At 57.0% G+C, this 23,323-nt stretch carries 25 protein-coding genes and 2 tRNA genes; 19 read left to right on the top strand and 8 right to left on the bottom strand.

Going from position 1 to position 23,323, the window contains the following annotated elements:
* The first annotated feature begins 22 nt into the window (after nucleotides 1-22).
* Nucleotides 23-1,192 carry a phosphoglycerate kinase gene (locus ACUZ9Q_RS02065; protein ID WP_192112326.1) on the top strand — a complete coding sequence of 390 codons (1,170 nt, stop codon included), beginning with the start codon at nucleotides 23-25 and terminating at the stop codon, nucleotides 1,190-1,192.
* Nucleotides 1,193-1,465: 273 nt separating this feature from the next.
* On the opposite strand, the gene ACUZ9Q_RS02070 is transcribed toward ACUZ9Q_RS02065, so the two are convergent.
* The gene (locus ACUZ9Q_RS02070; RefSeq protein ID WP_449247229.1) at nucleotides 1,466-2,371 is read right to left on the bottom strand and encodes a LysR family transcriptional regulator; all 906 of its coding nucleotides are present in this window, start codon (nucleotides 2,369-2,371) and stop codon (nucleotides 1,466-1,468) included.
* A 123-nt stretch (nucleotides 2,372-2,494) separates the two neighbouring features.
* On the opposite strand from ACUZ9Q_RS02070, the gene ACUZ9Q_RS02075 reads away from it, so the two are divergent.
* The 8 genes from ACUZ9Q_RS02075 (at nucleotide 2,495) to ACUZ9Q_RS02110 (ending at nucleotide 8,698) form a co-directional block, all read left to right on the top strand.
* Nucleotides 2,495-3,448, top strand: a complete 954-nt coding sequence (locus ACUZ9Q_RS02075) for a DMT family transporter (protein ID WP_215647977.1) — start codon at nucleotides 2,495-2,497, stop codon at nucleotides 3,446-3,448.
* A gap of 101 nt (nucleotides 3,449-3,549) precedes the next feature.
* Nucleotides 3,550-4,626 carry an NAD(P)H-dependent amine dehydrogenase family protein gene (locus ACUZ9Q_RS02080; RefSeq protein WP_227118256.1) on the top strand — a complete coding sequence of 359 codons (1,077 nt, stop codon included), beginning with the start codon at nucleotides 3,550-3,552 and terminating at the stop codon, nucleotides 4,624-4,626.
* Nucleotides 4,627-4,770: 144 nt separating this feature from the next.
* Entirely contained in the window at nucleotides 4,771-5,121 is a 351-nt protein-coding gene (locus ACUZ9Q_RS02085) for a NifB/NifX family molybdenum-iron cluster-binding protein (protein ID WP_227118255.1), read from the top strand.
* 6 nt (nucleotides 5,122-5,127) lie between these two features.
* Nucleotides 5,128-6,033, top strand: coding sequence for a nucleotide-binding protein (locus ACUZ9Q_RS02090; protein ID WP_449247230.1), 906 nt, complete (start codon nucleotides 5,128-5,130; stop codon nucleotides 6,031-6,033).
* Nucleotides 6,026-6,949 (top strand): ATP-binding protein, encoded by a 924-nt coding sequence (locus ACUZ9Q_RS02095; protein WP_227118253.1) that lies wholly within the window; start codon nucleotides 6,026-6,028, stop codon nucleotides 6,947-6,949. Before ACUZ9Q_RS02090 ends, ACUZ9Q_RS02095 begins: the two co-directional genes overlap by 8 nt.
* Nucleotides 6,950-6,961: 12 nt before the next feature.
* The gene (locus ACUZ9Q_RS02100; protein WP_192112333.1) at nucleotides 6,962-7,339 is read left to right on the top strand and encodes a NifB/NifX family molybdenum-iron cluster-binding protein; all 378 of its coding nucleotides are present in this window, start codon (nucleotides 6,962-6,964) and stop codon (nucleotides 7,337-7,339) included.
* 6 nt (nucleotides 7,340-7,345) lie between these two features.
* Entirely contained in the window at nucleotides 7,346-7,711 is a 366-nt protein-coding gene (locus tag ACUZ9Q_RS02105) for a response regulator receiver protein (protein ID WP_215647981.1), read from the top strand.
* Nucleotides 7,712-7,981: 270 nt separating this feature from the next.
* A complete protein-coding gene (locus tag ACUZ9Q_RS02110; protein WP_192112335.1) occupies nucleotides 7,982-8,698 on the top strand; it encodes a DUF134 domain-containing protein in 717 nt (238 codons plus the stop codon).
* A 101-nt stretch (nucleotides 8,699-8,799) separates the two neighbouring features.
* Here the strand turns inward: ACUZ9Q_RS02110 and ACUZ9Q_RS02115 are convergent, their stop codons facing one another.
* The gene (locus tag ACUZ9Q_RS02115; protein ID WP_449247231.1) at nucleotides 8,800-9,576 is read right to left on the bottom strand and encodes a MipA/OmpV family protein; all 777 of its coding nucleotides are present in this window, start codon (nucleotides 9,574-9,576) and stop codon (nucleotides 8,800-8,802) included.
* A gap of 120 nt (nucleotides 9,577-9,696) precedes the next feature.
* Between ACUZ9Q_RS02115 and ACUZ9Q_RS02120 the strand changes: the two genes are divergently transcribed.
* On the top strand, nucleotides 9,697-10,296 hold the full coding sequence (locus ACUZ9Q_RS02120) for a TetR/AcrR family transcriptional regulator (RefSeq protein WP_192112337.1): 600 nt from the start codon (nucleotides 9,697-9,699) through the stop codon (nucleotides 10,294-10,296).
* A 52-nt stretch (nucleotides 10,297-10,348) separates the two neighbouring features.
* Here the strand turns inward: ACUZ9Q_RS02120 and ACUZ9Q_RS02125 are convergent, their stop codons facing one another.
* A complete protein-coding gene (locus ACUZ9Q_RS02125) occupies nucleotides 10,349-10,816 on the bottom strand; it encodes a YccF domain-containing protein (protein WP_192112338.1) in 468 nt (155 codons plus the stop codon).
* A gap of 162 nt (nucleotides 10,817-10,978) precedes the next feature.
* On the bottom strand, nucleotides 10,979-12,037 hold the full coding sequence (purM, locus tag ACUZ9Q_RS02130) for a phosphoribosylformylglycinamidine cyclo-ligase (RefSeq protein WP_192112339.1): 1,059 nt from the start codon (nucleotides 12,035-12,037) through the stop codon (nucleotides 10,979-10,981).
* A gap of 464 nt (nucleotides 12,038-12,501) precedes the next feature.
* Between purM and ACUZ9Q_RS02135 the strand changes: the two genes are divergently transcribed.
* The 4 genes from ACUZ9Q_RS02135 to ACUZ9Q_RS02150 are packed head-to-tail and all read left to right on the top strand — an operon-like array spanning nucleotide 12,502 to nucleotide 15,387.
* Nucleotides 12,502-13,305 carry a hypothetical protein gene (locus tag ACUZ9Q_RS02135; protein ID WP_215648766.1) on the top strand — a complete coding sequence of 268 codons (804 nt, stop codon included), beginning with the start codon at nucleotides 12,502-12,504 and terminating at the stop codon, nucleotides 13,303-13,305.
* 2 nt (nucleotides 13,306-13,307) lie between these two features.
* On the top strand, nucleotides 13,308-14,312 hold the full coding sequence (gene amrS, locus ACUZ9Q_RS02140; RefSeq protein ID WP_215648768.1) for an AmmeMemoRadiSam system radical SAM enzyme: 1,005 nt from the start codon (nucleotides 13,308-13,310) through the stop codon (nucleotides 14,310-14,312).
* Nucleotides 14,312-14,815: a cob(I)yrinic acid a,c-diamide adenosyltransferase gene (locus tag ACUZ9Q_RS02145; RefSeq protein ID WP_192112342.1), complete on the top strand. Its 504-nt coding sequence runs from the start codon at nucleotides 14,312-14,314 to the stop codon at nucleotides 14,813-14,815. Before amrS ends, ACUZ9Q_RS02145 begins: the two co-directional genes overlap by 1 nt.
* Nucleotides 14,816-14,874: 59 nt before the next feature.
* Nucleotides 14,875-15,387: a translation initiation factor 2 gene (locus ACUZ9Q_RS02150; RefSeq protein WP_297144642.1), complete on the top strand. Its 513-nt coding sequence runs from the start codon at nucleotides 14,875-14,877 to the stop codon at nucleotides 15,385-15,387.
* Nucleotides 15,388-15,401: 14 nt separating this feature from the next.
* Here ACUZ9Q_RS02150 and ACUZ9Q_RS02155 read toward each other — a convergent pair whose 3' ends face one another.
* A complete protein-coding gene (locus ACUZ9Q_RS02155) occupies nucleotides 15,402-15,731 on the bottom strand; it encodes a GNAT family N-acetyltransferase (protein ID WP_449247232.1) in 330 nt (109 codons plus the stop codon).
* A gap of 234 nt (nucleotides 15,732-15,965) precedes the next feature.
* The gene (locus ACUZ9Q_RS02160) at nucleotides 15,966-16,862 is read right to left on the bottom strand and encodes a LysR family transcriptional regulator (RefSeq protein WP_215648775.1); all 897 of its coding nucleotides are present in this window, start codon (nucleotides 16,860-16,862) and stop codon (nucleotides 15,966-15,968) included.
* 492 nt (nucleotides 16,863-17,354) lie between these two features.
* Here ACUZ9Q_RS02160 and ACUZ9Q_RS02165 point away from each other — a divergent pair, with 492 nt between their 5' ends.
* The 3 genes from ACUZ9Q_RS02165 (at nucleotide 17,355) to ACUZ9Q_RS02175 (ending at nucleotide 20,616) form a co-directional block, all read left to right on the top strand.
* Nucleotides 17,355-19,112 (top strand): methyl-accepting chemotaxis protein, encoded by a 1,758-nt coding sequence (locus tag ACUZ9Q_RS02165; RefSeq protein WP_449247233.1) that lies wholly within the window; start codon nucleotides 17,355-17,357, stop codon nucleotides 19,110-19,112.
* 70 nt (nucleotides 19,113-19,182) lie between these two features.
* A complete protein-coding gene (locus ACUZ9Q_RS02170) occupies nucleotides 19,183-19,368 on the top strand; it encodes a hypothetical protein (RefSeq protein WP_227119484.1) in 186 nt (61 codons plus the stop codon).
* Nucleotides 19,369-19,377: 9 nt separating this feature from the next.
* Nucleotides 19,378-20,616, top strand: a complete 1,239-nt coding sequence (locus ACUZ9Q_RS02175) for an HD domain-containing phosphohydrolase (protein WP_449247234.1) — start codon at nucleotides 19,378-19,380, stop codon at nucleotides 20,614-20,616.
* A gap of 146 nt (nucleotides 20,617-20,762) precedes the next feature.
* Here ACUZ9Q_RS02175 and ACUZ9Q_RS02180 read toward each other — a convergent pair whose 3' ends face one another.
* On the bottom strand, nucleotides 20,763-21,455 hold the full coding sequence (locus tag ACUZ9Q_RS02180) for a BON domain-containing protein (protein ID WP_308583715.1): 693 nt from the start codon (nucleotides 21,453-21,455) through the stop codon (nucleotides 20,763-20,765).
* Nucleotides 21,456-21,563: 108 nt separating this feature from the next.
* The gene (gene murA, locus ACUZ9Q_RS02185; RefSeq protein ID WP_192112350.1) at nucleotides 21,564-22,814 is read right to left on the bottom strand and encodes a UDP-N-acetylglucosamine 1-carboxyvinyltransferase; all 1,251 of its coding nucleotides are present in this window, start codon (nucleotides 22,812-22,814) and stop codon (nucleotides 21,564-21,566) included.
* Nucleotides 22,815-23,044: 230 nt separating this feature from the next.
* Here murA and ACUZ9Q_RS02190 point away from each other — a divergent pair.
* Both ACUZ9Q_RS02190 and ACUZ9Q_RS02195 read left to right on the top strand, forming a co-directional pair.
* Nucleotides 23,045-23,120 (top strand) — tRNA-His (locus ACUZ9Q_RS02190).
* A gap of 36 nt (nucleotides 23,121-23,156) precedes the next feature.
* Nucleotides 23,157-23,233, top strand: a tRNA-Pro gene (locus tag ACUZ9Q_RS02195).
* Nucleotides 23,234-23,323 lie beyond the last annotated feature (90 nt).

Consider the following 23,323-nt stretch of genomic DNA (forward strand, 5'->3'; position numbering starts at 1 on the left):
TCCTCTTACAGGGAGAACGCATATGCCCATCAAGAAAATGCAGGATCTGGACCTGACCGGCAAAACCGTTGTGATTCGCGAAGACCTGAACGTGCCCATGAAGGACGGACAGGTATCCAACGACAAGCGCATCCGCGCTTCGTTGCCCACCATTACCACGGCCCTTGAAAAAGGCGCGGGCGTGGTGCTGCTTTCGCATCTGGGCCGCCCCACGGAAGGGCAGTATGAAGAGCAGTTCTCCCTCAAGCCCGTGGCCGCCCGCCTTTCCGAGCTGCTGGGCAAACCTGTTGCCCTCGCCGCCACGCTGGAAGAAGCCAAGGCGGCTCCCGGTGCGGTGACCCTGCTTGAGAATGTGCGTTTTCTCAAGGGCGAGAAAAAGAACGACCCCGCTCTGGCCGCGCAGCTTGCCGCCCTGGGCGATGTATATGTGATGGACGCCTTTGGGGCGGCCCACCGCGCGCATGCCTCCACCGAGGGTGCGGTGCGCGTTGCCAAGGTTGCCTGCGCCGGGCCGCTGCTTCAGGCGGAGCTGGATGCCTTTGCCAAGGTGCTGAACAATCCTGCCCGCCCGCTTGCTGCCATCATCGGCGGCTCCAAGGTGTCCACCAAGCTGGCCCTGCTGGAAAATCTGCTGGAAAAAGTGGACGTGCTTATCGTGGGCGGCGGCATTGCCAATACCTTCCTTGCGGCTGCCGGGTACATGGTCGGCAAGTCGCTGTACGAGGAAGATCTGGTAACGGACGCCAAGCGTATCATGGAGCAGGCCAAGAATCTTAACAGAGAACTGCCCCTGCCCGTGGATGTTGTGACCGCCGAGGAACTGGCCCCCGGTCAGGCGGCTACCACCCGCGCCGTGGGCGACGTGCCCGCCGACCAGATGATTCTGGACGTTGGCCGCGACACGATTGCACAGTACAAAAAACTGCTGTCCAAGGTTGCCACGGTAGTGTGGAACGGCCCTGTGGGCGCGTTTGAAACTGATCCCTTTGGCGAAGGCACCAAGGAACTGGCGCACTATCTTGCTGATTCCAAAGCCTTTGTGGTGGTGGGCGGCGGTGACTCCGTGGCTGCGGTGGAAAAGTACGGCCTGTCCGAAAAGATGGGCTATATTTCCACCGGCGGCGGCGCATCGCTGGAACTGCTGGAAGGCAAGGTGTTGCCCTCCGTGGCGGCGCTGGAAGACAGAGGCTAGGGCCTGTGCACTATGGCTCTTTTGCCCTCTGTCTGCGTCAGGAAACCTTTTTATTTCGGTCGAGTACCGGAGCTCTGCTGTCTTTAGCCGTAGCTTCCTTCGTCGCAACGGCTAAAGCGAGTACACTCCCTTCATAAAAAGGCTTCCTTCCTTGGCAGAGAACAAAATTGCTCATAGTGTTAACAAACCCTTGTACATGCCGCTCTGCGGCGGAGTTCATAGCTGATTCAGGCCCCCGGATCTCAGGATTCGGGGGCTTTTTGCGTGCGGCGCTCAGGCCCGAGGGCGCAGGTTTTTAAAAAACGGCAATTGCATGATGAAGTCGCAAAACTGCCGCAGCACCGGGCTGGACGTGGCTGTTTTAAGCACTGTTCGCACCTGCGGCAGGGGCGGCAGAGCGCACGTGCCGTCAAGGATGACAAAGCGTCCGTCCATATCCCAATCGGGCAGCGCGGTTATGCCAAAACCCGCTAGCACCGAGCTGCACAGGCTTTCGTACGAGGCGCTCACATAGGCAAAATCGTAGGGCCGTCCGGCTGCGTTGAGGCTTTCCAGCGTGGCGGCGCGCCAGGGGCTGCCCTCGCTGTAGGTGGCCAGGGGCACCGGCATGGTCGGCGCAAGCTCAATGTGCCCGCCGCTGGCCCAGTGCAGGGGCTGCTGCGCCAACACCTCGAATATGCCCTCGGCCGCGTGGCTGCTGTCAAAGCGGTACTGGTTGATCAGGGCCACATCGAGAATTCCGTCCGCCAGCATGCGGTCAATATCCGCAGACATGGCCGAGATGACGCCGATCTGAAGGTCAGGGTTCAGGGCCAGCAGGCGGGCCACGGCAGCCTGCAATTCCACCGTGCTGAAACTTGGCGGAATCCCCACCGTTATGCGCCCCCGCAATTCAGGTTGCCGGGCTGCGCGCAGCACCGCGTCAAAGCGCAGCAGAATATCCTCCAGTTCCGGCAGCAGGCGTTGCCCAGCCGTGGTAAGGCCAAAGGTGTGCCCGTTGCCTCTCTCCACCAAAGTGCAGTTGAGGTGCGCCTCCAGCCTTTTGACAGATTGAGTCACCGCCGACTGGCTGCGGCAGAGCTGCTCCCCGGCTTTCTGAAAGCTGCGGCAATGGGCCACGGCAATAAAAGCCCGCATATGCTCAAGGGTAATACTGCGCGTGTCTGCCGGGAGTTCCATAGCTGCTGACCACCTTAAAATAAGATGAAATGATTTGTTCATGATAAAAATAAATTTTACAAATTATCAAGCCCCCGCCTACTGTGGACGCAATTATATTGCTGCAAGGGGTAGGGGTGAAAAATGGGAAAAACAGCAAGTGTGGAAAGGCCGCTGGAAGCGCACGGGCCAGGATTGGGGAACGGAAGCGCGGCAAGCACGGTCCAAAAGCGTCTGAACTGGCGGCACGTGGCTGCGGGCGTGTGCTTTAGCGTTATCTGGAGTTCAGCTTTTGTGGCGGGCAAGATTGTGGTGACGGAAATGGGGCCATTCGTAAGCCTGTTTTACCGCTTTGTGGGCACCGTTTTTGTGCTTGGCCTCTTGTGCGGCAAAAGCCTGTGGGGGCCGCAGGCAGGCAGGGCGCTGCGGGCTGGACTTGTGCTCGGCTTGCTGAACAACGTGGCCTATCTGGGGCTGAGTTTCTCCGCCCTGCAACTGGTCTCGCCGCCCTGGGTTGTGGTCATTGTGTCCTGTTCGCCCTTTGTCACTCTTATGCTTGGCGTTGCGCGCGGGCTGGAATCGTTTAGCGCGGCAAAGCTGCTGGGCTTTGGCCTGTCGCTGGCTGGCATTGTGCTCATGGTGGGCGTGGGCAAGCTTGAGGGCGGGGCCGTTCAGGGACTGCTGCTGGCTGCCGGGGCAACTGTGGCTTTTTCCTTAGGTGCGGTGCTCTTTCGCGGCAGATACAGCAACATGCCGCTGCTGCCCGTAAATTTCTGGATGTCAGTCTGCGCCATGTTTTGTTTTGCCCCAGCTGCCATACAGAGCAGCGTGACGCCTCTTGCGGTTTCCATTCCGGCCCTGCTGGCGCTGGGCTGGCTTGCTGTGGTGAGCCTGCTGGGCATGGCCCTGTGGCTGTTGCTCATCCGTACGCAAGGGGCATCCACTGCGGCTGCGTATAACATGCTCAATCCCCTGAGCGGACTGGCCCTTTCAGCTTTGTTGCTGGGCGTGCCCACCCTGCCCGCCGATGTGGCGGGGGCTGCCGCCATTGTGGCAGGCCTTGCAGTGGCTTTGGGCGTGAGGCTGCCAAAGCGCTAGTTTTTTCAATCCGTGACATGCTTGTTTTTTCACAAGCGGCGCGTATGGTAGAACTGAAAGCGTATTTCAGGTTGCGCGCATTCCAAACCAGGAGGAAACTCATGAGCAAATTGCGGATTGCCCAGTATGGTTGCGGAAAAATGTCCAAGTATTCCATGCGATACGTGTACGAAAAAGGCGCGGAAATCGTAGCTGCCTTTGACGTGAACCCCGCAGTGATCGGCCGGGATATCAGTGCAATCATTGGCGGGCCGGAGCGGGGCGTTGTGGTGCATCACGCGGATGAGGCCGACAAGGTGCTGGCCGCACTTAAGCCCGATGCCTGCATCATCACTACCATGAGCCTCATGCGCGACATTGTGGATGCCCTCATGGTCTGCGCCAGAAACGGCGTCAACGCCATCACCACCAATGAAGAAGCCATCTTTCCCATGAATTCTTCGCCCGCCATCACCTGCGAGGTGGACGCAATGGCGAAAAAAACGGGCTGCACGGTTTGCGGTTCCGGCTATCAGGACGTGTTCTGGGGCAACCTGATTGCCACCCTGGCCGGGGCCATGCACACCATCAGCAAGATCAAGGGCAGCTCTAGCTACAATGTGGAAGACTACGGCATCGCCCTTGCCAAGGTTCACGGCGCGGGGCTTGACCTGACCGCCTTTGAGAAGGAAATTGCCTCGGCGGATGCCATTTCGCCCGCCGAGCGCCAGCAGTTGATCGAGCGCGGCGAGTTTTTGCCCTCCTATATGTGGAACGTCAACGGCTGGCTGGCGGAGCGTCTGGGCCTTACGGTCAAAAGCCAGGTGCAGAAGTGCGTGCCCCAGACCCACAGCGCCGAGCTGCGCTCTGAAACGCTGGGCATGACCATCCCTGCCGGGCACGCCACGGGCATGTCTGCCGTGGTGACCACGGAAACGGCGGAGGGCATCGTCATCGAGAGCGAATGCGTGGGCAAGGTTTACGCCCCCGGCGAGGTTGACCGCAATGACTGGACGCTCATGGGCGAGCCGGATACGCAGGTGGTCATTACCCGCCCCGCCACGGTGGAACTGACCTGCGCCACCATCGTCAACCGCATACCAGACCTTATCAACGCCGCGCCGGGCTATGTGACCACAGACCTTATGCCGGTCAACAGCTACAGGGTAAAGCCTCTGGATCATTACGTACTCAAGTAGTTTCTACATTCCCCCCCGGGCCGCCTTGTGGCGGCATGTCCGCCGTGTCAGCAAAAGTTGGTGCGGCGGATTTTTTATGGTGTTGACATTTTTGCGTACAGGATTATGCTCATTTGAGCAAAAATAACGAGCAAGGGAGTAGCCATGAAAGTAGCCGTTTCAAGCGAAGGGCCGGGGCTGGAATCGCAGGTTGATCCGCGGTTCGGCAGGGCTGGCGGGTTTGTGATCGTGGATATGGACACCATGCAGGCAGATTATGTGGACAACGGCGCATCGCAGGCGGCGGCGCAGGGCGCTGGCATTCAGACTGCGGAGCGGCTTGCGGGTCTTGGCGCGCAGGCCGTCATGAGCGGCTATGTGGGCCCCAAGGCTTTTACGGCCCTCAAGGCGGCGGGGCTGGACGTGTATCAGGACATGGACAACCGCAGCGTGGGCGAAGCCGTGCGCTGCCTTGCCGATGGCTCGGTCAGCCCGGCCACGGCTCCCAACAAGTAGGCCCTTATGCGTATTGTGATTGCCAGCGGCAAGGGCGGCGCAGGAAAGACCACCGTGACCGCCTGCCTTGCCGGACAGTGGGAGCGCGATCTGCTGCTTGTGGATGCGGACGTGGAAGCGCCCAATCTGCACCTTTTGCTGCACCCGAACCTCGCTGAGCCGGAACCGGTATATCTTGAAGTGCCGGAACTGGTGGAGGAAAAATGCACGGGCTGCGGCGCATGCCGCCCCATGTGTTCCTACGGGGCCATTGCCATGATGGGCGCAAAGCCCATGTATTTTCAGGATATGTGCCACGGCTGCGGCGGCTGTTTTGAGGTGTGCCCGGAACAGGCGCTGCGCGTGGCGCAGCGGGAGCTTGGCGCCTTGTTGCTGGGTTCTGTATCCGCTGGCGGTAAAACAATGCCCTTCCTCATGGGCCGTACCCGCGTGGGAGAGGCCATGACTCCGCCGCTCCTGCGCGCGCAGGAACGCAAGCTGGCAGAGCTGCTTGCGGGGCATCCGGCTGACGTGCTCATGGACGCCCCCCCCGGCGTAAGCTGCCCGGCCATGACAGCGGCGCGTGGCGCGGATGCCGTGTTGCTGGTGGCGGAACCAACGCCTTTTGGCTTTTATGATTTCAAGCTGGCGCACGCGGCTTTTGCGCAGTTGGGGCGGCCCGTTGCCGTGGTGATGAACCGCGTGGGCATGGAAGGCAACGCCGATTGCGAGAATGAGCTGCGCGCATGGTGTGCGGGTGCAAAACTGCCCATACTGGCAGAACTGCCCTTCCAGCGCGAGGCCGCCCACGCCTATGCCCACGGCTTGCCCCCCACGGAAGCGCAGGGCGCGACGGGCCAGGAATGGCGGCAGCGCATTGCAGAACTTGCCTCCAGACTGCGGGAGTTTGCCAAGGGGGCCAACAATGCGTGAGATAGTTGTTATCAGCGGCAAGGGCGGTACGGGAAAAACCACCGTCTGCGCCGCATTTGCCGCACTGGCCCATGCGCAGGGGCAAAAGGCAGTACTCTGCGACCTGGATGTGGACGTGCCGGACATGCACATTCTGCTGAATCCGCAGGTGCAGCAGAAGGAAGTTTTTATTTCCGGCAATACGGCCCGCATCAATCCTGACCTGTGCACAGCCTGCGGGCGTTGTGCCGAGCTGTGCCGCTTTGACGCGGTGCGGTTTAAAGATGGCGTGTACTCCATAGACGAACTGGGCTGTGAAGGCTGCGGCGTGTGCCACAAGCTTTGCCCTGCGCACGCTGTGGAATTTCCCGAACGGCGCTGTGGCGTGTGGTATGTCAGCGACACCCGTTTTGGCCCCTTTGTGCATGCGCAGCTAGACCCAGGGCAGGAAAATTCGGGACGGCTTGTGGCCCTGCTCAAGCGTCAGGCCCGGGACAAGGCAACCCAAATGGGCGCAGACCTTGTGCTGTGCGATGGATCGCCGGGTGTTGGCTGCCCTGTGATCAGCTCCCTTTCCGGCGCGGCCTTGGCCGTGGCGGTTGTTGAGCCAACGCCTTCGGGGCGGCATGACTTTGCCCGTGTGGCGGAGCTGTGCGCGCATTTCCGTATTCCCGTGGCGGTGCTCACCAACAAGGCCGACCTGAACGCGGATGAGGTGGCCCGCATACACGCAGTGGCCGATGAGGGCGGGCACCATGTGGTGGGCGAGTTGCCCTTCAGCCCGCTGGTCACGCAGGCCATGGTGCGGCGGCAGGCCCTGACCGAAGAAATTTCACCCCTTACCAAACCCCTGGCCGAAACTCTGGCAGCAGCCTGGGAGCGCGTGTGCTCTCTGGCATCGCAACCGGGGCGGCAGGGCGACATAAAACACCTGTAAAAGGAAAGCATCATGAGCAAGACTATTCTGGCAATTCCTTCTCAAATGCCCGGCGGCATGGATTCCGGCATGGGTATGCATTTTGGACATTGCGACATTTACACCATCGTGGAACTGGAAAACGGTCAGGTCGCTGCCCAGTCCACCCTTGAATCCATCCCGCACCAGCAGGGCGGGTGCATGGCTCCTGTGCAGTATCTGGCCTCCCACGGCGTCAATGCGCTTCTGGCTGGCGGCATGGGCATGCGCCCCCTCATGGGCTTCAACCAGATGGGCATCAGCGTGTATTTTGCAGGCAACCAGCCCACCGTGGGCATGGCCGTGCAGGCATTTTGCCAGGGCAAACTGACGGAGTTCACCCCCGAGCATACCTGCGGCGGCGGGCATTAAACCGTTATGAAACGCTCCATTCTGTTGCAGACAGGGCGGCCCGCAGTTTTTGCCGCCTTTGTGGAGGAGCTTGAGCGTCAGGGCTGCGCCGTAACGACAGTTGCCGATGCAGAAGCCTGCAAAAAAAGCGTCCAGGGGCATGCCCCAGCGCTGGTGGTGCTGGATTCCGCCTCGCAGGAGCAGGCGAAGCAGGATGTCATCGACATCATGCGTGTGAACGCACTGGTGCATACGGCGGTTGTCAGCGATATGCCGGAAGATGTTTTCCATGACGTCATGGAAGGTCTGGGCATTCTTGCCTCGCTGCCAACCTCTCCTGCAGCAGAAGATGCGCGCCGCGTGACGCGCCTGCTGACGGAGCTTCAAGCCTGATAAAATAATAGCCGCATGCGCGGCAGGCTTTACTGTTCCCGCAAACCATTGTCCGTACCCTTGGTTTGCACGGCGCCTTGGGCGCGCGCTGCCTGCGCGCAAGCAGCCTCCGGCCCACGGGAAGCATGGCCGGGCCTGAACCGGGTTTACCCCTCCCGTTTTTGGCTCGGCCATGCGCAGAGCGGCAGATGTGCATGGCTACGGCTTGCGCCACTTGCGCGAGGCGTGGCATTGGCTTATTCTCAAATAAAACCATATTACTGGGAAATTATGCCAAGACCTTGCCATTGCAGGCGCGTAAGCGCCCTGCCAAAAAACAGATGTTTCAAGCCCAACGGTATTCCCCTGCACGAACTTGAAGAGGTTGTGCTGTCGCTGGATGGCCTGGAAGCCCTGCGGCTGGCTGATTTTGAAGACCTGAACATGGATGCCGCCGCAGCCCGCATGGGTGTTTCGCGGCATACCTTTGGCAGGCTTTTGCGGCGCGCGCGCCGCAGCGTGGCTCAGGCTCTTGTGCAGGGGCAGGCCCTGCGCATTGAGGGCGGGGTGTGCGCTGTGGATGCAACTGCCGGGGGGGCGGAAAGCGAGGATGCCATGCCGGGCGGGCTGGTGGTAGCTGTGCCGAGCATTGCCCCCGGCGGGCCGGATGCTGCGCCCAACGCGCATTTTGGCCGATGTCAGTTCTATACCCTTGCCAGGGTGGAGGACGGCAAGATTGGGGAGGTCAACATTCAGCCCAATCCCATGCATCAGGGCGGGGATTGCGCCGGGCCAGTACAGGCCTTGCTGCGTCTTGGTGTTGGCGCTCTGCTTGCGGGCGGCATGGGCATGCGGCCCCTGCGGGCTTTGCAGGAGGCTGGTATAGCCGTGTATTACAATGCCAATCTGCCCACAGTGGCAGACTGTCTTAACGCCTTTGCTGCGGGCAGGCTTGTTCCTTTCGGCCCTGGGCATCTTTGCCAGGGCGGTTGCGCTTCTGAACGGTAGAGCCGTGCAGGTCGCGGCAAAGGCCCGCAATTCCCGACCGTTCAGAAAGCGCCCTTGGTGATAACCCGGCGGAAAGCCGCCGGGAACAACGTCAATATGCTCTAAAACGCGTAAAGAAAGCCCCCGCTCATCGAATACTTGTTGTTGCGCTCAACCATGGGGCTGTCGGTTATTTCCTGTCCTAAAAACTGGCTTTTACCACTCACAAATGCGCTCCAGCTTTCTGTAAGGCCGACCCGTAACGTCAGCTCGGCATATGGTGAGAGGGCTGATTCCGGCGAGTAGTGGCTCAGTCCGCTGGCCCGCGCCTCGCTTTTGCTCACGCCGTAATAATAGTCGTTGTAGTTCACGTCGGTCCACTGCACACCCGCTGTGGGAATTAGCGACATGTTGGCAAAGCGGATGGGGTAGGAATAGGAGGCATCGGCCATCACGCCCTTGTTCACACCCAGCGCATCGGTGGAAAGGGTGGCTGCCAGCACGCCAAGTTCGGTGCGCAAGCGGTAGTTGATGCCGGCCATGGCCGATGCATAGCGGTCATCAAGCTTTTTCATGCCCGAGTTGTCGCTCCATGAGGCATAAAAATGCTGCGGCAGATACGAAAGCTGCACGTTGACTTCATGGTATTCGTTCTTGAACAGGTGCACGCCGCCGCTCAATCCCCGCAAATACAGATACTCGCCTTCATATCCCAGCAAGGGCAGGGCCGTGCCCAGCCTTTCCACGCCCTTGTATTCCGAGGTGGAAACAGTGCCGCTAATGCCGAGGTTGAATCCCCAGCGGCTGCTGTCGTTTTTGCCTTCTTCCGCAATGGCAGAAAAAGCCGTTAAAAGAAGAATGGTTAATGTCGCCAGATACGACAATCCCCGTATTTTCATGAACCCTTCCGTGCAACAAAGCCATTGCACTTTTCATGGAAAATCTGTAATCAATCGATTGCTCAAAAGTAGCCTCATGAAACCAACTGTGTCAAGTCGCAGCAACCATAGGGGATAGCAATGGCTCCTGAACGTAAACCAGCCACGGGCCCGCAGCGTAAACGCAATGCCGCAGAAACCAGAAACCGTCTTTTGCAGGCGGCGCGACGGCTCTTTGCCAAAGCCAACTACGGCAACGTCGGGATACGGGAAATCGGCGCGGCGGCAGGGGTAAACCCGGCACTCATCAGCCGCTATTTTGGCTCAAAAAGGAATCTTTTTCTTGAAGTGGCGTCCATTCTGAATTCAGAAGGCATTGAGGCCCTGCCTGATGTGCCGCCTATGGAAAAAACCAGTATGGCCATGGGCAGCATTCTCTCTGGCGGAGCGCAGAGTGCATGGGCCACAGATTTTCGCATCACGGCCCTTTCTGCGCTGGATCCCAATGTTTCGGACGTGATGGCAAAAACGTACGACAACATCCGTCAGCAGATCATGGAGGTGCTGCCCGGTGAACAGGCCGCCACGCGGGCAGAGCTGATACTGGCGCAGATCATGGGGGCCTCAATGGTAGTCAATCTGCTGCGGGGAGCTGATTCGCCCAGGATCGACATTGAGTACATGAATAAATTTTATGCAAAGCAACTGGCAGAACTGTTCGCGTGCGAATCCTCTGACTAAGCTGCGCCAGCTCCGCGACTTTTGGTCAGGCAGTGATGCGGCAACTTGAAGCCTAGTAACGCCCGTCGCGGAAGCCTCGCTCTGCGGCGGCGCGCTCGGCAGCATCGGCCAGGGGTGCGGGTACAATGGTCTTGCCGATGGGGCAGAGGGCCAGCGCCGCCAGTTTGACGTGCTGCCACGCAAAAGGAATGCCGATTATGGTTACCGCGCACATGACGGCGGAAACCAGATGCCCCAGGGCAATCCACACGCCAGCCAGCAAAAGCCAGATGATGTTGCCTACCGTGCCCCACGGGCCGGTGCCCACATCCTGCCTGCCAGTGAGCACATCGCGCGCAACGGGCATTTTGCCAAAGGGGAAAAAGGCGAAGTTGCCCATGACAAAGCATGCCCTGCCCCAGGGAATGCCCACGATGGAAATAAAGCAGAGCACCCCGTATATCCACCACACAAGGCCCATGAGAATACCGCCGCACAAAAACCAGATGGCGTTTCCAAGGCAACTTATGGCGCTGTTCATGATATCCTCCTGAAGTGGGCCGTGCGGTATCCTTGCGGCCATTGACGGCTGATTATGTCAACGCAATGCGAAAAAGAAAAGCAGTTTGAAACGAAAGGGCCGCCCGGTGATGCCGGGCGGCCCTTTATAATCTGGGCTAGAGCAGATAAATAATGGCATGCTCTAGAAATTGATGATGACCTGTTCCTGATCGTCATCCTTGGAGCGGCGGGCTATCTCGCCGATGCACCATGCACGCAGCTTGAAGGCCTGGATGCGGTTGATCGCTTCCTCGGCCTGATCGGCGGGCACCACCAGCACATAGCCGATGCCGCCGTTGAATATTTGCAGAATTTCCGGCCAGCTGAGGTTGCCCGCTTCCTTGAGCCAGTTGAAGACGGGGGCCATCTGCCAGCTGCCAAAATGAATGCGCGCTTCCACCTGTGCGGGCAGCACGCGGGGAATGTTGTCGTAAAAGCCGCCGCCGGTGATGTGGGCCATGCCCTTGACGTTCATATCGCGCAGCAGGGAGCGCACCGCTTCCACGTAGATGGTGGTGGGCGTCAGCAGCACATCGCCAACGCTGGCTCCATCCCCGCCGGGGAAGGGATCGGTGAGGGAAAGGCCGCTCTGGTCAAGCACCTTGCGGGCCAGGGAAAAGCCGTTGGAGTGCAGGCCAGAGGAGGCGATGCCGATGATCTTGTCGCCCACCTGAATGCCGGAGCCGTCAATGAGCTTGGCATTATCCACAATGCCCACGCAAAAACCGGCAAGGTCATACTCGCCTGGCGCGTACATGTCGGGCATTTCAGCGGTTTCACCGCCAAGCAGGGCGCATCCGGACTGGCGGCAGCCCTCGGCCACGCCTCCAATGACGGTCTGGGCGGTTTCTACGTCAAGCTTGCCGGTGGCAAAGTAGTCAAGAAAAAACAGGGGGTTGGCACCCTGAACCAGAATGTCGTTGACACTCATGGCCACAAGGTCGATGCCCACAGTATCGTGCTTGTTGCAGGCAAAAGCCAGTTTGAGCTTGGTTCCCACACCATCGGTGGAAGAAACAAGCACAGGTTCGGTCATGCCGTTGAGGTCAGGCCGGAACAGGCCGCCGAAGCCGCCAATATCGGAAATGACGCCTCTGGTCTGCGTGCTCTGAACCATGCCTTTGATGCGTGAAACAAGAGCGTTTCCCGCCTCAATATCAACGCCTGCCTGAGTGTAGGCTTTTGCGCGGTCGCTGGACATCCGTTGCCTCCTTTGAATCTGCGCTACATACCACAGGTTCTTTCAAACCCCAAGCGACTTTTTGAGGCCCTGCCCGCGTGTTTTTTCATAGACCGGCCCGCCCGCCACTGCTAGAATAAAGCCGGAGGGGTAAGGAGCGTGCCATGCGTAGATATGCCGGATTGTATATTTTCTGCGCCGTACTGACGTTCGTTTGTTCCGGCGCGTCCCTTGCTGCGGATGGCGCTGCGGAATACCGCGCGCCTGTCTCGGGTGTAAAGCTTGGCCCTGTGCAGGCGGTCCAGCCTGAGCCGCCTGCTGCGCCAGGCCAGCCATCTGTAGAGAAACCAGCTGCGCCGCAACATCCTGACCCGCAGCCTGGGCAACCGGTGGGCCAACAGCCAGGCCAACAAGCGGCTGGGCAGTCACCCGCTTTGCAGTCTGCCGCCCCCGGGCAGCCGACCCCCTGGCCCGGTGCAGGGGGCATGGCTCCCTATTCCTCTTTTGGTTCCCTGCCGGGGCCAGCGGAGGCTCCTGCCCCCGCTCCCGCACCCTCTGCGGCTCCTGTGCCAAATCCTGCGGCCGTGCCGCCGCCAGCGCCTGCCCCCGGCTTTGCCCCCGAGTATGCGCCAGGTTATGGGCCTGGCTATGCGCCTTATCCTGCGCCCGCGCCAAGCTGGCAGGGACAGGGCGGCAGCGTTGTTTCAGGCACGGGGCAGCTCCAGGGTGAAAATTTTAACGACAGGGGCATCGCGACCCAGTATCGGGATCCGCAGACTGGCGACATCATTACCTCTGTCGTGCCGCCCGCTCCCCCGGAGCAGCAGAATTACGGCACTTTTTTTGTGGCCCCGCAGATTTACCCCGATGGCAACCACTGGGGGCCCAATCCGTATGGGCCCATGCCCAAACCCGGCGGCCCTGTGTGGCCGGGACAGCAGAACATGCCTTCGGTTATCTGGCAGCCCGCGCCGCAGCCAGACCATAACAGGCCTCGCCATGACGACAGGCGGCATGATGACAGGCGTTATGACGATCGGCGCTATGACGACCGACAGTATGATAACCGACGGTATGATGACAGGCCGCACGATGGCCGTTACGACGGCCCGCGCCGCGATCAGCATGATTCGCGCGATGGTGGCTACAGCGGCCCCGGCAGGCCCCGCGACAACAGCCATGACCAGCGGGGAGACGACAGGTATAACCCGCGCCCCGGCAGTCAGGGCGATTCACAGTATGACCAGCGCGGCGCCGACAGGGGCCGTGATGGAAGGGAGAGGCGTTGAGCATGCTTGCCGCGCTTTGGGATTCTCAGCCTGACGGCACTGTTGTGTGCCGCCTGTGCGCTCACCGTTGCCGCCTGCGCAAAGGGGCCAAGGGCATTTGCGGGGTGCGCGTCAACATGCGGGGGGAAATGGTTTCTCTGGTCAGCAGGGTTGTTACCGCTGCTGCTATGGATCCCATTGAAAAAAAACCTCTTTACCATTTTTTACCCGGCAGCAAGATTTTTTCTGTCGGCAGCGCCGGGTGCAATTTTTCCTGCCATTTCTGCCAGAACAACAACATAGCCCATGTGCCGGAAAGCGGCATTGTGCCCGGCAAGCGCGCTGCGCCAGAAGATCTGCTGGCTCACGCTCTGGCCAACCACGCCCAGACCCTGGCCTTTACCTACAACGAGCCTACGGTCTTTTTTGAGCTGCTGTACGAGACAGCGGGTATGGCGGCCAAAAAGGGTATACGCAGCGTGCTTGTGACCAACGGCTATATGTCCAAGGATTGCCTGACGGCCCTCAGCCGGTGCATCTGCGCCGCCAATGTGGATCTGAAGTCGTTCAGCGAGGCCTTTTACCGCAAATATTGCGGCGGGCATCTTCAGCCTGTGCTGGAGAATCTGAAAGCCATCAAGAAGCTTGGCTGGTGGCTTGAGGTCACAACCCTTGTCATCCCCGGTCTCAACGACGGGCAGGCGGAGATGGAAGCGCTGGCGGCTTTTATTCGCGACGAGCTGGGGCCGGATACTCCATGGCATGTGACGGGGTTTCACGGCGCGCACCTGATGATCGACCATCCGGACACGCCGCTGGCAACACTTGAAGCCTGTTGGCGCATCGGGCGCGAGGCTGGCCTGAATTACGTTTATATAGGGAACACGCGCAGCCCTCTGGGCAGCAATACGTTTTGTCCAGAATGCAATGCGCTGGTTATTGAACGGAACGGATACGACACGCGGGTGCGGGGCGCAGAAGGCAAGTGCCCCAAGTGCGGCGTGCAGATCCCGGGAGTCTGGAAATAATGATTCTTGTGTATACAGGTGACGGCAAAGGAAAAACCAGCGCCTGCGTGGGGCAGACCGTGCGTGCCCTGGGGCAGAATATGGTTGTAGCCTTTGGGCAGTTTATGAAGCGCGATGGGCAGGCGGGCGAGCAGGCCATGCTTGCCAAACTGCTGGGAGAGCGCTTTTTTGCCGGAGGGCTGGGTTTTTTGCGTACCGATGCAGAGCGCCCCGCGCACCGTGAGGCCGCTCTGAGGGTGCTCGGCTGGGCGCATGAGCAGCTTGAGCAGGCCGACATGCTGGTTCTGGATGAAGCCCTGTATGCCCTGAGCGCCGGGATTCTTGAACAGCAGGAGCTGGAAGAGCTCATGGCGCTGGCTCGCGCCAGGGATTGCCATCTGGTGCTGTCTGGCCGCAGTGCACCTGAGTGGCTGGTGGATGCTGCAGACCTTGTGACCTCCATGACCGAAATCAAGCACCCCTGGCGTACAGGAGTCAAGGCTGCGCCGGGCATAGAGTTTTAGCCGTAGCTGATTGCCCTTCAGGGTGTGTTTGCCAGTATTTGTAAAAGGAATTCGGGTATATGTCTGTATTGACCATCTATGTGGCCGGGTCTTTCAAACACAAGCACGGCGTGCGCCTTTTGGGGCGCGAACTGCGGAATATGGGCTGTTGCATGCTGGACTGGACAGACAAAGCCGTGCCCCCGCCAGGGCTGACCCCCGCCGAACGCCGCATCTGGATGGATACCGACCGTGACGGCGGCGAGGTGTACGCCTTTTGCCACAATGCCTGCCTGACGGCGGATATGGTCATCTATTACGGCGCTTCCGGGCAGGATGCCGGGGTGGAGGTGGGGCTGGCCGCAGGGGCTGGAGTCCCTGTGCTGGGTATTCGCGGCCCGCTGGAAGGGCCGGGGCTGATGCTGCACGGGGCTGTCAGCGGATGGGTTGACAGCGCGGAAGAAGCGCTGGACGTTGTGGCCGCCTTGCTGGCTTACGCCGATGCCGACTGGAAAGATTTTGAAGTCGAGCCGAACCCGGTTTTGCGCCGCATGGGCGAGAAGCTGCTGGAGCGGGCTGATAAAAAAATATAATATTCAGCCGATAGTTAACGCCTTTTTTCAAAACGGGCATCGCCGTTTTCCAGTTCTGCCGCGCGTGTCCACCCCAGGTGAGCATAAAATCCAGCGGCGCAGCTACTTCCATCTGTTTCGAGCCACATCATTTCATGCCGGGCAGGCAAAAAGGCCTCCAGCTTCTCCAGCAACTGCTTGCCCACGCCTTTATTCTCCCACTCCGGCCGCACAAAAAGCGCAAAAACGCTGCCGTCTTCCGCATCCGCAACGGCAAAGCCCATATTCACGCCTTCCGCCTCGGCAATCCACGTGCATTCATTTTCACTTATAATGCTGCCAAGGCTTTCTTCAGTAATACCCATATGTCTAACCTGCTCCAGCGACAGGTGATTTTCGCCCACACTGGTGCGGATGGCAAAATGTCGCCGATGTCAGTGGTGGTAGCTGGCCGGATGGTCATGATTGATCCTGGGCAGCATTTTTTTGTGAGGCTGCCGCTAATGGGGAGTGGATGGTGGAAAAGCCGTATTCTGGCGGCATTCACCATTTTGCCCATCTGGCGTGGATGATTCAGAGATATGAAAATAATAATTTTGTTATATATCTGACAGTCCAAAGTTGCAGAATTGATTGCGAATTATTGATATAATGTCGATGACTTCTTTTCTGTTTTCGCCCTTCCGCAAATAGCAGGTTATATCAATGAAATTATCTCTGGCTCGTATGGGGATATATACATAGCCAGGTATGATTGAATTGACAATTCCGCGTGGAAAAATCCCCACACATGATCCTGCTGCAATGGTTGCCAGTGCCGCGACGTATCCATTGGCACTAAAACCGATGCGCGGAATGAACCCGGCATTTTTGCATATGGCAGTCATGGTGCTGTTGTAAAATGGAAAGAACTTTTCAGACAGTGTTACAAACTGGTCGTCTTTCATCTCGTCCAGATTGAGCGTCTTTTTTCCAGAAAGCCGATGCGCAGCCGGAATGACCGCAAACAGCTCCGCCTTATGCAGCGTTATTTGCTCAAGGCCTTCACTGTGGGCTGTGTCCGCACCCCGTGTGATTGAAATATCAATCTGATTGTTCTTTAGCGCTATAAGCTGTCTTTTTGTATTGAATTCATGAAATCTGATGTAATCCATGCTAAAATTTGCGTAGCGCAATTGTTCAATGAGGTCAAAAATCATAATACTTGGACAAAATCCAATGTTTATAACGCATTTTTTATGTGAATTTTTTAGATCAGATATAGTTTTATGAAGCGACGAGGTGATTTTTGTGGCGAGTTTGTAGAATTTTTTTCCATCATTTGTGAGAATCATGCCATCTTTTGTTCTTGAAAACAGTGGGGATCCTACAATGGTCTCTATTTCTTGCACTATTCTTGTCACAGATGGCTGAGACAGGTGTAATAAGTGTGATGCTTTTGAAATGCTCCTTGCAGATGCAACCATCATTAATGTCTTAAGATGTCTTATTTCCATGGTTGTACCTGGTGCATCAAGCGCTTGTCTTTGCAGTTGAGAGTGTGGCTATCAATAAGTAAGCATCAAATTGAAACGTAGAATGTTTTATCCAGATTTTTTTGCATTAGGAAATTTTTCGCACAATATTCCATAGTGCATAAGCCTTTTTATATGACAGTATATGTCAGGAAAATGGTTGAATCAATGTTAAACTCATATATTTGCGGTATGCATGCGGCATGCAAAAATACTATTTTACTTATCAGTATTGATGACATAGTGCATTAAAGTAGGAAAAGTTATTCAATGGCGCATTATGAAGAGGTGTGGCGTGAGCTGAGCCTGTACATATATTTATATAGTGCTCGGGTCGATATCGCTGAAATACATCTTATTGTCCATGTATATGCAGCATTATCATCAATAAAAAAGGCAGACTGGAGATTTTGACGTGAGGTCATGCCCCTTTGGGCAGTAAAAATAACGTGCACGCGATGCGGGGATCAAAATATGCGGTTGTCCACAAAACTTATCTTGTCATTTGCTGGCATGATTGTTGTGATTCTGGCGATTTCAACATCATCAATAATCAGTACTTCAAAATTAAATGGAAGTATCGATGATGTTGATAAGGCATATATTCCTGCTGTTATAGCTGTTGGTGATATGCATCTAAACTTTTGGACAGTGAGAGCAAATCTAACAACAATGCTCCTTGCACGCGAAGCCTCAGCCGCTGCGCGGTATGACTCAGCAATCAAAGAATCCTTACAAAAAATCGCCGAAGATCAAAAAAGATATATTGAATATACAGCGTTGTTTGATGGCGACATTGCTGCGCAGGCAAAAAAACTGATCCGGCAGATCGACGATATTTCCGCAGACATGGGAATTGTAAGGAGAAATTCGACAAAACTTGTTGCTGAAGGAAAATTTGATGAGGCAACTGCCCTGTTTTCCGCAGAATATGGCCCCCAGTTTCGTAAGCTTGCCCCTGTCTACGCGGAGCTTGTCAACCTGACGACCCGGAGCAGCAAGGAAAATATGCTTGATGCCATAGCGCTTGGCATAATGGCAAAAAATACAGGTTTGGTGCTCAGCCTGATTGCAGTCGTCATCAGCATAATAATTACCTACCTGCTGACGCGCAGTGTTATGCGGCAGTTGGGCAAAGATCCGGGGCAGTTGAATGCGCTGGCCCGCCGCGTTGTTGATGGGGATTATGAAATCGCTGACGGCAGTGCCAGAATTGGCGTCTATGATTCAATTGTTTCAATGGTTGAATCGCTCAAAGCCCATATGGAGAAGGCGCACAATGAATCGCTGAACGCCCAGAATCAGGCTGCAAAGGCCACAGAGGCCATGCGCAATGCAGAAGAATCCGGCAAGATTGCCCAGTCAAAATCCAGCGCAATGCTTGTGGCGGCAGCGCAACTGGAAGAAGTAGCCCATGCGGTCAGCTCTGCCTCAACGCAACTTTCTGCCCAGATAGAACAGGCCGACAGGGGCGCAGTGCAAACTGCGCAACGGCTGGGTGAAGCAGCCACAGCCATGAACGAGATGAACGCCACCGTGCAGGAAGTTGCCAAGAATGCCGGCGCTGCGTCATCCGCATCGGCAGAAACCAAGGCAAAGGCCGAGCACGGGGCCACGATTGTGGGCAACTCGCTGGAAAGTATCCAGCTTGTGCACCGCCTCTCAATGGACCTGAAAGATGACATGGCGCAACTGAATGGGCATGCGCAGGATATTTCACAGATCATGACGGTCATTTCCGACATCGCCGATCAGACCAATCTGCTGGCCCTCAATGCTGCCATAGAAGCGGCGCGGGCAGGCGAGGCAGGGCGCGGATTTGCCGTGGTGGCAGACGAAGTGCGCAAGCTTGCAGAAAAAACCATGGCTTCAACAACAGATGTTGGGCGGGTGATACGCTCCATCCAGGAAAGTACCACGAAAAGCCTTGTTTCGATGGATAATGCCGTCGAGCAGGTCAATACTGCGACGGAGAGCGCCAGCCTCTCCGGGCAGGCCCTGAGCGAAATTGTTGTCACCGCAGATGTTACAGCCGATCAGGCCAACGCCATTGCCACTGCCAGCGAGCAACAGTCTGCCGCCAGCGAAGAAATCAATCAGACAATCATTGAAGTTAATGAAATGTCGCGCCAGACAGCCGAGGGAATGGCCGAAGCTGCCAAGGCCGTAAGCGATCTGGCCGTGCAGGCGGGCAAGCTTGCAAGTCTTATTTCTGAGATGCGCAACGGCTAGGTCTGCAAGGATTATTGGGATCAATTTGCCAGAGTGCTGAACATTGCCTGCTGCGGAGGTGCGCCGCCGTATGGTGCACCTCCGCCATCTGAAAGCAGAAAACTGCTTCGCTTATCAATCCAGCTTTTTGTCTTCTTCAGGCTGGTTTTGTTCTCTCCTCAAAGATGCCGCTTTGCCTGCCCGTTTTGCAAAAAAAGCAAGCGGCGCGATTGTTAGCGTCGGAAATACCTTGCTGAAATTCTCTCCTCTAGCTTGAGTGGTGCCAATGGAGTCAGTTCGCCTTTACAGTTTGCTTTCTGGTTTTTCGCGGGCGCTTGGGCTTGTTTGCAAAAAGCTGACAGAACACAACCTACGTGTGGCCTATCTGGCGCAGGTGTTAGCAGGGCATTGCGGCCTGGATCATCAGGAAAGAAAATACCTGCTTATTGCCAGCATGCTGCATGAGATAGGGACAATCCCGCTGAAGGATGGCCTGGCCAATTTTGTTTTTGAAAAAGAAGATTATTGCGTGGCTGGCTGGGTTTTTTGCCGAACAGCCAAACTTCCTGAAGATGTTTGCAATATGGTTCTGCTCAGAAAGACTCCGTGGAACGAACTGAACCCGCAGGAAGATAACGCCATAGCGGCAAACTGCATTTATTTTGCTGATGCGGTTGATGCTGAAATGCTCGCCCATCCAGAGGTGGAATTTCACCATCTGGCATCGGCGATGCTTGAGAAAGTGGACAATTTCTCATCCATTTGGCGTGATGCCTTTGCAAAACTGGCAGAAAACAAAACCATTATTGCTGCATATCAATCATCCCGGGCGATGAATGCGTATTTGAGCAATGAATTTTGCAAAGACACCCTTTCGACCAAGAATCTTTTGACTTTGTGCGATCTGTTTTCTCAGATTATTGACTCAAAAAGTCCGTTCACTGCAACGCATTCACACGGCGTTGCCCACACTGCGCAGGAAATACTCAAGCTGACTGGTCTGGCATCAAGCGAAGATTACCTGACGATCTACATTGCAGGGCTCTTGCACGACATAGGCAAGTTGGCGGTTCCTGTGGATATTCTTGAGAAACCTGGGTCGCTTTCTGATCAAGAACGGCATGAAATAAAGCAGCATGCCGAGATTGGGATACAGCTTCTTGATTCAATCCCCGGTTTTCACTGTGTTTGTGATTGGGCGGGAATGCACCACGAGAGGCTGGATGGAAAAGGGTATCCGTATGGTCTGGGAGCAGCAAAGCTCACCTTGCCAATGCGCGTTATGGCTGTGGCTGATGTGTTTACCGCCTTGACAGAGAGCCGCCCGTACCGGGGCGGCATGGAATTGACCCGCGTGGTTGCCTGCATGTCGGCCATGGCGGAGAACAGGCAGCTTGATGCGGATATTGTGGCGCTGGTTGTAAAAAATGCTTTGCAGATCAATCAGGTGCGGTTTAGAGCGCAGCGCGATGCGGCTGCAAAATTTCTTGCCATGCGCAAATTGTGCGCATGGACTCGCGTTTAGGGCGGGTTTTTCTGCGATCTAAACGCAAAAAGCTTACCGGCGAACTTTTTCACCGGTAAGCTTTTTATTTCAAAGGGGAATGCGCTGGAGGGGAGGCGTAGCTGCCAGTTGCGGGGATCTGGAATTATCAGCGGCCTGCGCCGGGTCTAGGGCAGCTCGCGCGACTCCACATCGCCCGAACCACCGGAGTTGTTTGCTCCGCTGGGAACCGGCGTGCTGCTTGGGCTGCCGGAGGGTTCCATGCTGCCGTCCATGGGGCTCACTCCAGTGGCATGCTCCGGCTGCATGTTATCAAGCTGGCCCGCCTTTTGGGGAAACATGAGGTAGCTTGTTACGCCTGTCACGCCACCAACCCCGCGTGCGGCCTGGATGGCGAGCTGCTTTTCCGTATCATCCCTCACCACGCCAAGCAGAACCACGCGCCCGGAGTTCACTTCCGTATCTATGCGGGTGGAAGAAAGCCCCTTGGTTGCAATAAGGTCTTTGCGCAGCTTGGTGGCCAGCACAAAGTTGCTGGTGTCGCTGGTGGCGGGGGTAAACCAGTGCGTGGTGACCGAGCGGGGTTTGTAGCGGTTGGCTATGGTCACAGCCTTGCCCTGCATGGTGTCGGGTATTTCGCCCACAAGGAAGACATGGCCGTAAAAACTGTATACCGCAACAGACCAGCCGCCGGAGAAGCTTTCGTCCAGCAGGGCAGTCTTGATCTTGGCAGAGAGTTCCTTGTCGTCCGACATGGTACCCATCAGGCGCTGGTCGTCATAAATGGAATAGCCGGTGTATGCGCAACCGTTGAGCAAGGTGACGCAAAGCAGCAGCAGTAGAAGCGCCAGTCGTTTCATGGAATCCTCCTGAAACCCGCGTTGCGGGCGAAGCGTCTTAACGTAGACGTTCAGCTCGTTTTTGCTGGCAGCCAGCATGGCGCAACCGCAAAAGGAGCTGAACGATTTTTATTCTTTCTCGCGGCGGATGCGCGCCCCAACGGCGTTCAGCTTGTGCTCGATGCTCTCATAGCCGCGGTCGAGGTGGTAGATGCGTCGCACTTCGGTAACGCCCTTGGCCGCCAGGCCTGCCAGAACCAAGGATGCGCTGGCGCGGAGATCGGAGGCCATCACTGGCGCGCCAGTGAGCTTCTGCACGCCGCGCACCATTGCCGTGTGGCCGGAAACCTTGATCTGCGCGCCCATGCGCATGAGCTCAAGCACGTGCATGAAGCGGTTTTCAAAAATGCTTTCTTCCACAACGCTGGCCCCTTCGGCAAGGCACATGAGCGCCATGAGCTGGGCCTGCATGTCTGTGGGAAAGCCGGGGTAGGGCTGGGTTTTCACATCCGTGCCGCGCAGGGGGCCAGCGCAACGCGCCAGCACGCCCTCGGGGGTGTTGGTGATCTCCATGCCCATGCTGCGCAGCTTGAGAATGACGGCTTCAAGGTCTTTGAAAGGGCAGTTGCGCAGCATCAGTTCGCCGCCGGTAATGCCCGCAGCCACGAGGAAGGTTCCTGCCTCGATGCGGTCGGGCATAACGGGGTATTCCCCGTCGTGCAGGGAGGTGACGCCCTGAATGCGGATAACGGATGTGCCGTGCCCTTCGATTTTTGCGCCGCAGGCCCGCAAAAAGTTTGCGAGGTCAACAATTTCTGGCTCACGGGCGGCGTTTTCAAGCACGGTCTCGCCATCTGCAAGGGCCGCAGCCATGAGCAGGTTTTCCGTGCCGCCCACGGTGGGCATGTCAAAAGAGATGTGCGCGCCCTTGAGCTGGCGGCAGCGGCCAATGATATAACCTTCCTCAAGCTGAAAGCTGGCGCCCATCTGCTCCAGACCCTTGAGGTGCTGGTCTACGGGGCGCGCGCCAATGGCGCAGCCGCCGGGCAGGGCGACGCGCGCCTGACCGATGCGGGCCAGCAACGGGCCGAGGCATAGAACAGAGGCGCGCATGGTGCGCACCAGGTCATATGGAGCTTCCGGCAGTAAATTGCCGGGCTGCACCTGTACCCGATGATCGTTGTATTCGCAGGTGCAGCCCAACATGTTCAGGAGCTTGATTGTGGTATGTATATCGCGCAGGTTGGGCACATTGGTGATGGTGACCGGCTCTGACAGCAGAATGCAGGCAAAAAGAATGGGCAAGGCCGCATTTTTGGAGCCGCTGACCTCAATGCCGCCAGTAAGCGGAACGCCGCCTTCAATAACCAGTTTGTCCATGGAGTGTCCCCGAAAAAATGTTTGACGCCTGACGTGCCGGAAGCGCCTGAATCACAGATGCGATATCCATGGCTTGCGAGGCGGGCAAATGGCCTGGCTGGCGGGTATTTTGCCGCCAAGCCAAGCAGCGGATGCAAGTGTAGTTACTTTTCTAGATAAAATCCAGATGAAGCTATGTGGAAAAAATGCTTGCCAAACTAAAATAACCTGCTTATAAGAATTTTCCCGTGGCGGAAGTAGCTCAGTAGGTAGAGCACCTGGTTGTGGCCCAGGTGGCCGTGGGTTCAAGTCCCATCTTTCGCCCCACAATTTTCCCGCGCCGCAACGGCGCGGGTTTTTTTTCGGAGCGTGGCGCAGCCTGGTAGCGCACCTGCTTTGGGAGCAGGGGGTCGAAGGTTCGAATCCTTTCGCTCCGACCATTTATCCAAGAAAGGGATAGTTAGACGAAAGTTTAACTATCCCTTTCTTGCGTTGAATGGGATCGCAAAGGTGTGATTTACAGAATTTCA

This window comes from Desulfovibrio desulfopostgatei, from assembly GCF_053570645.1.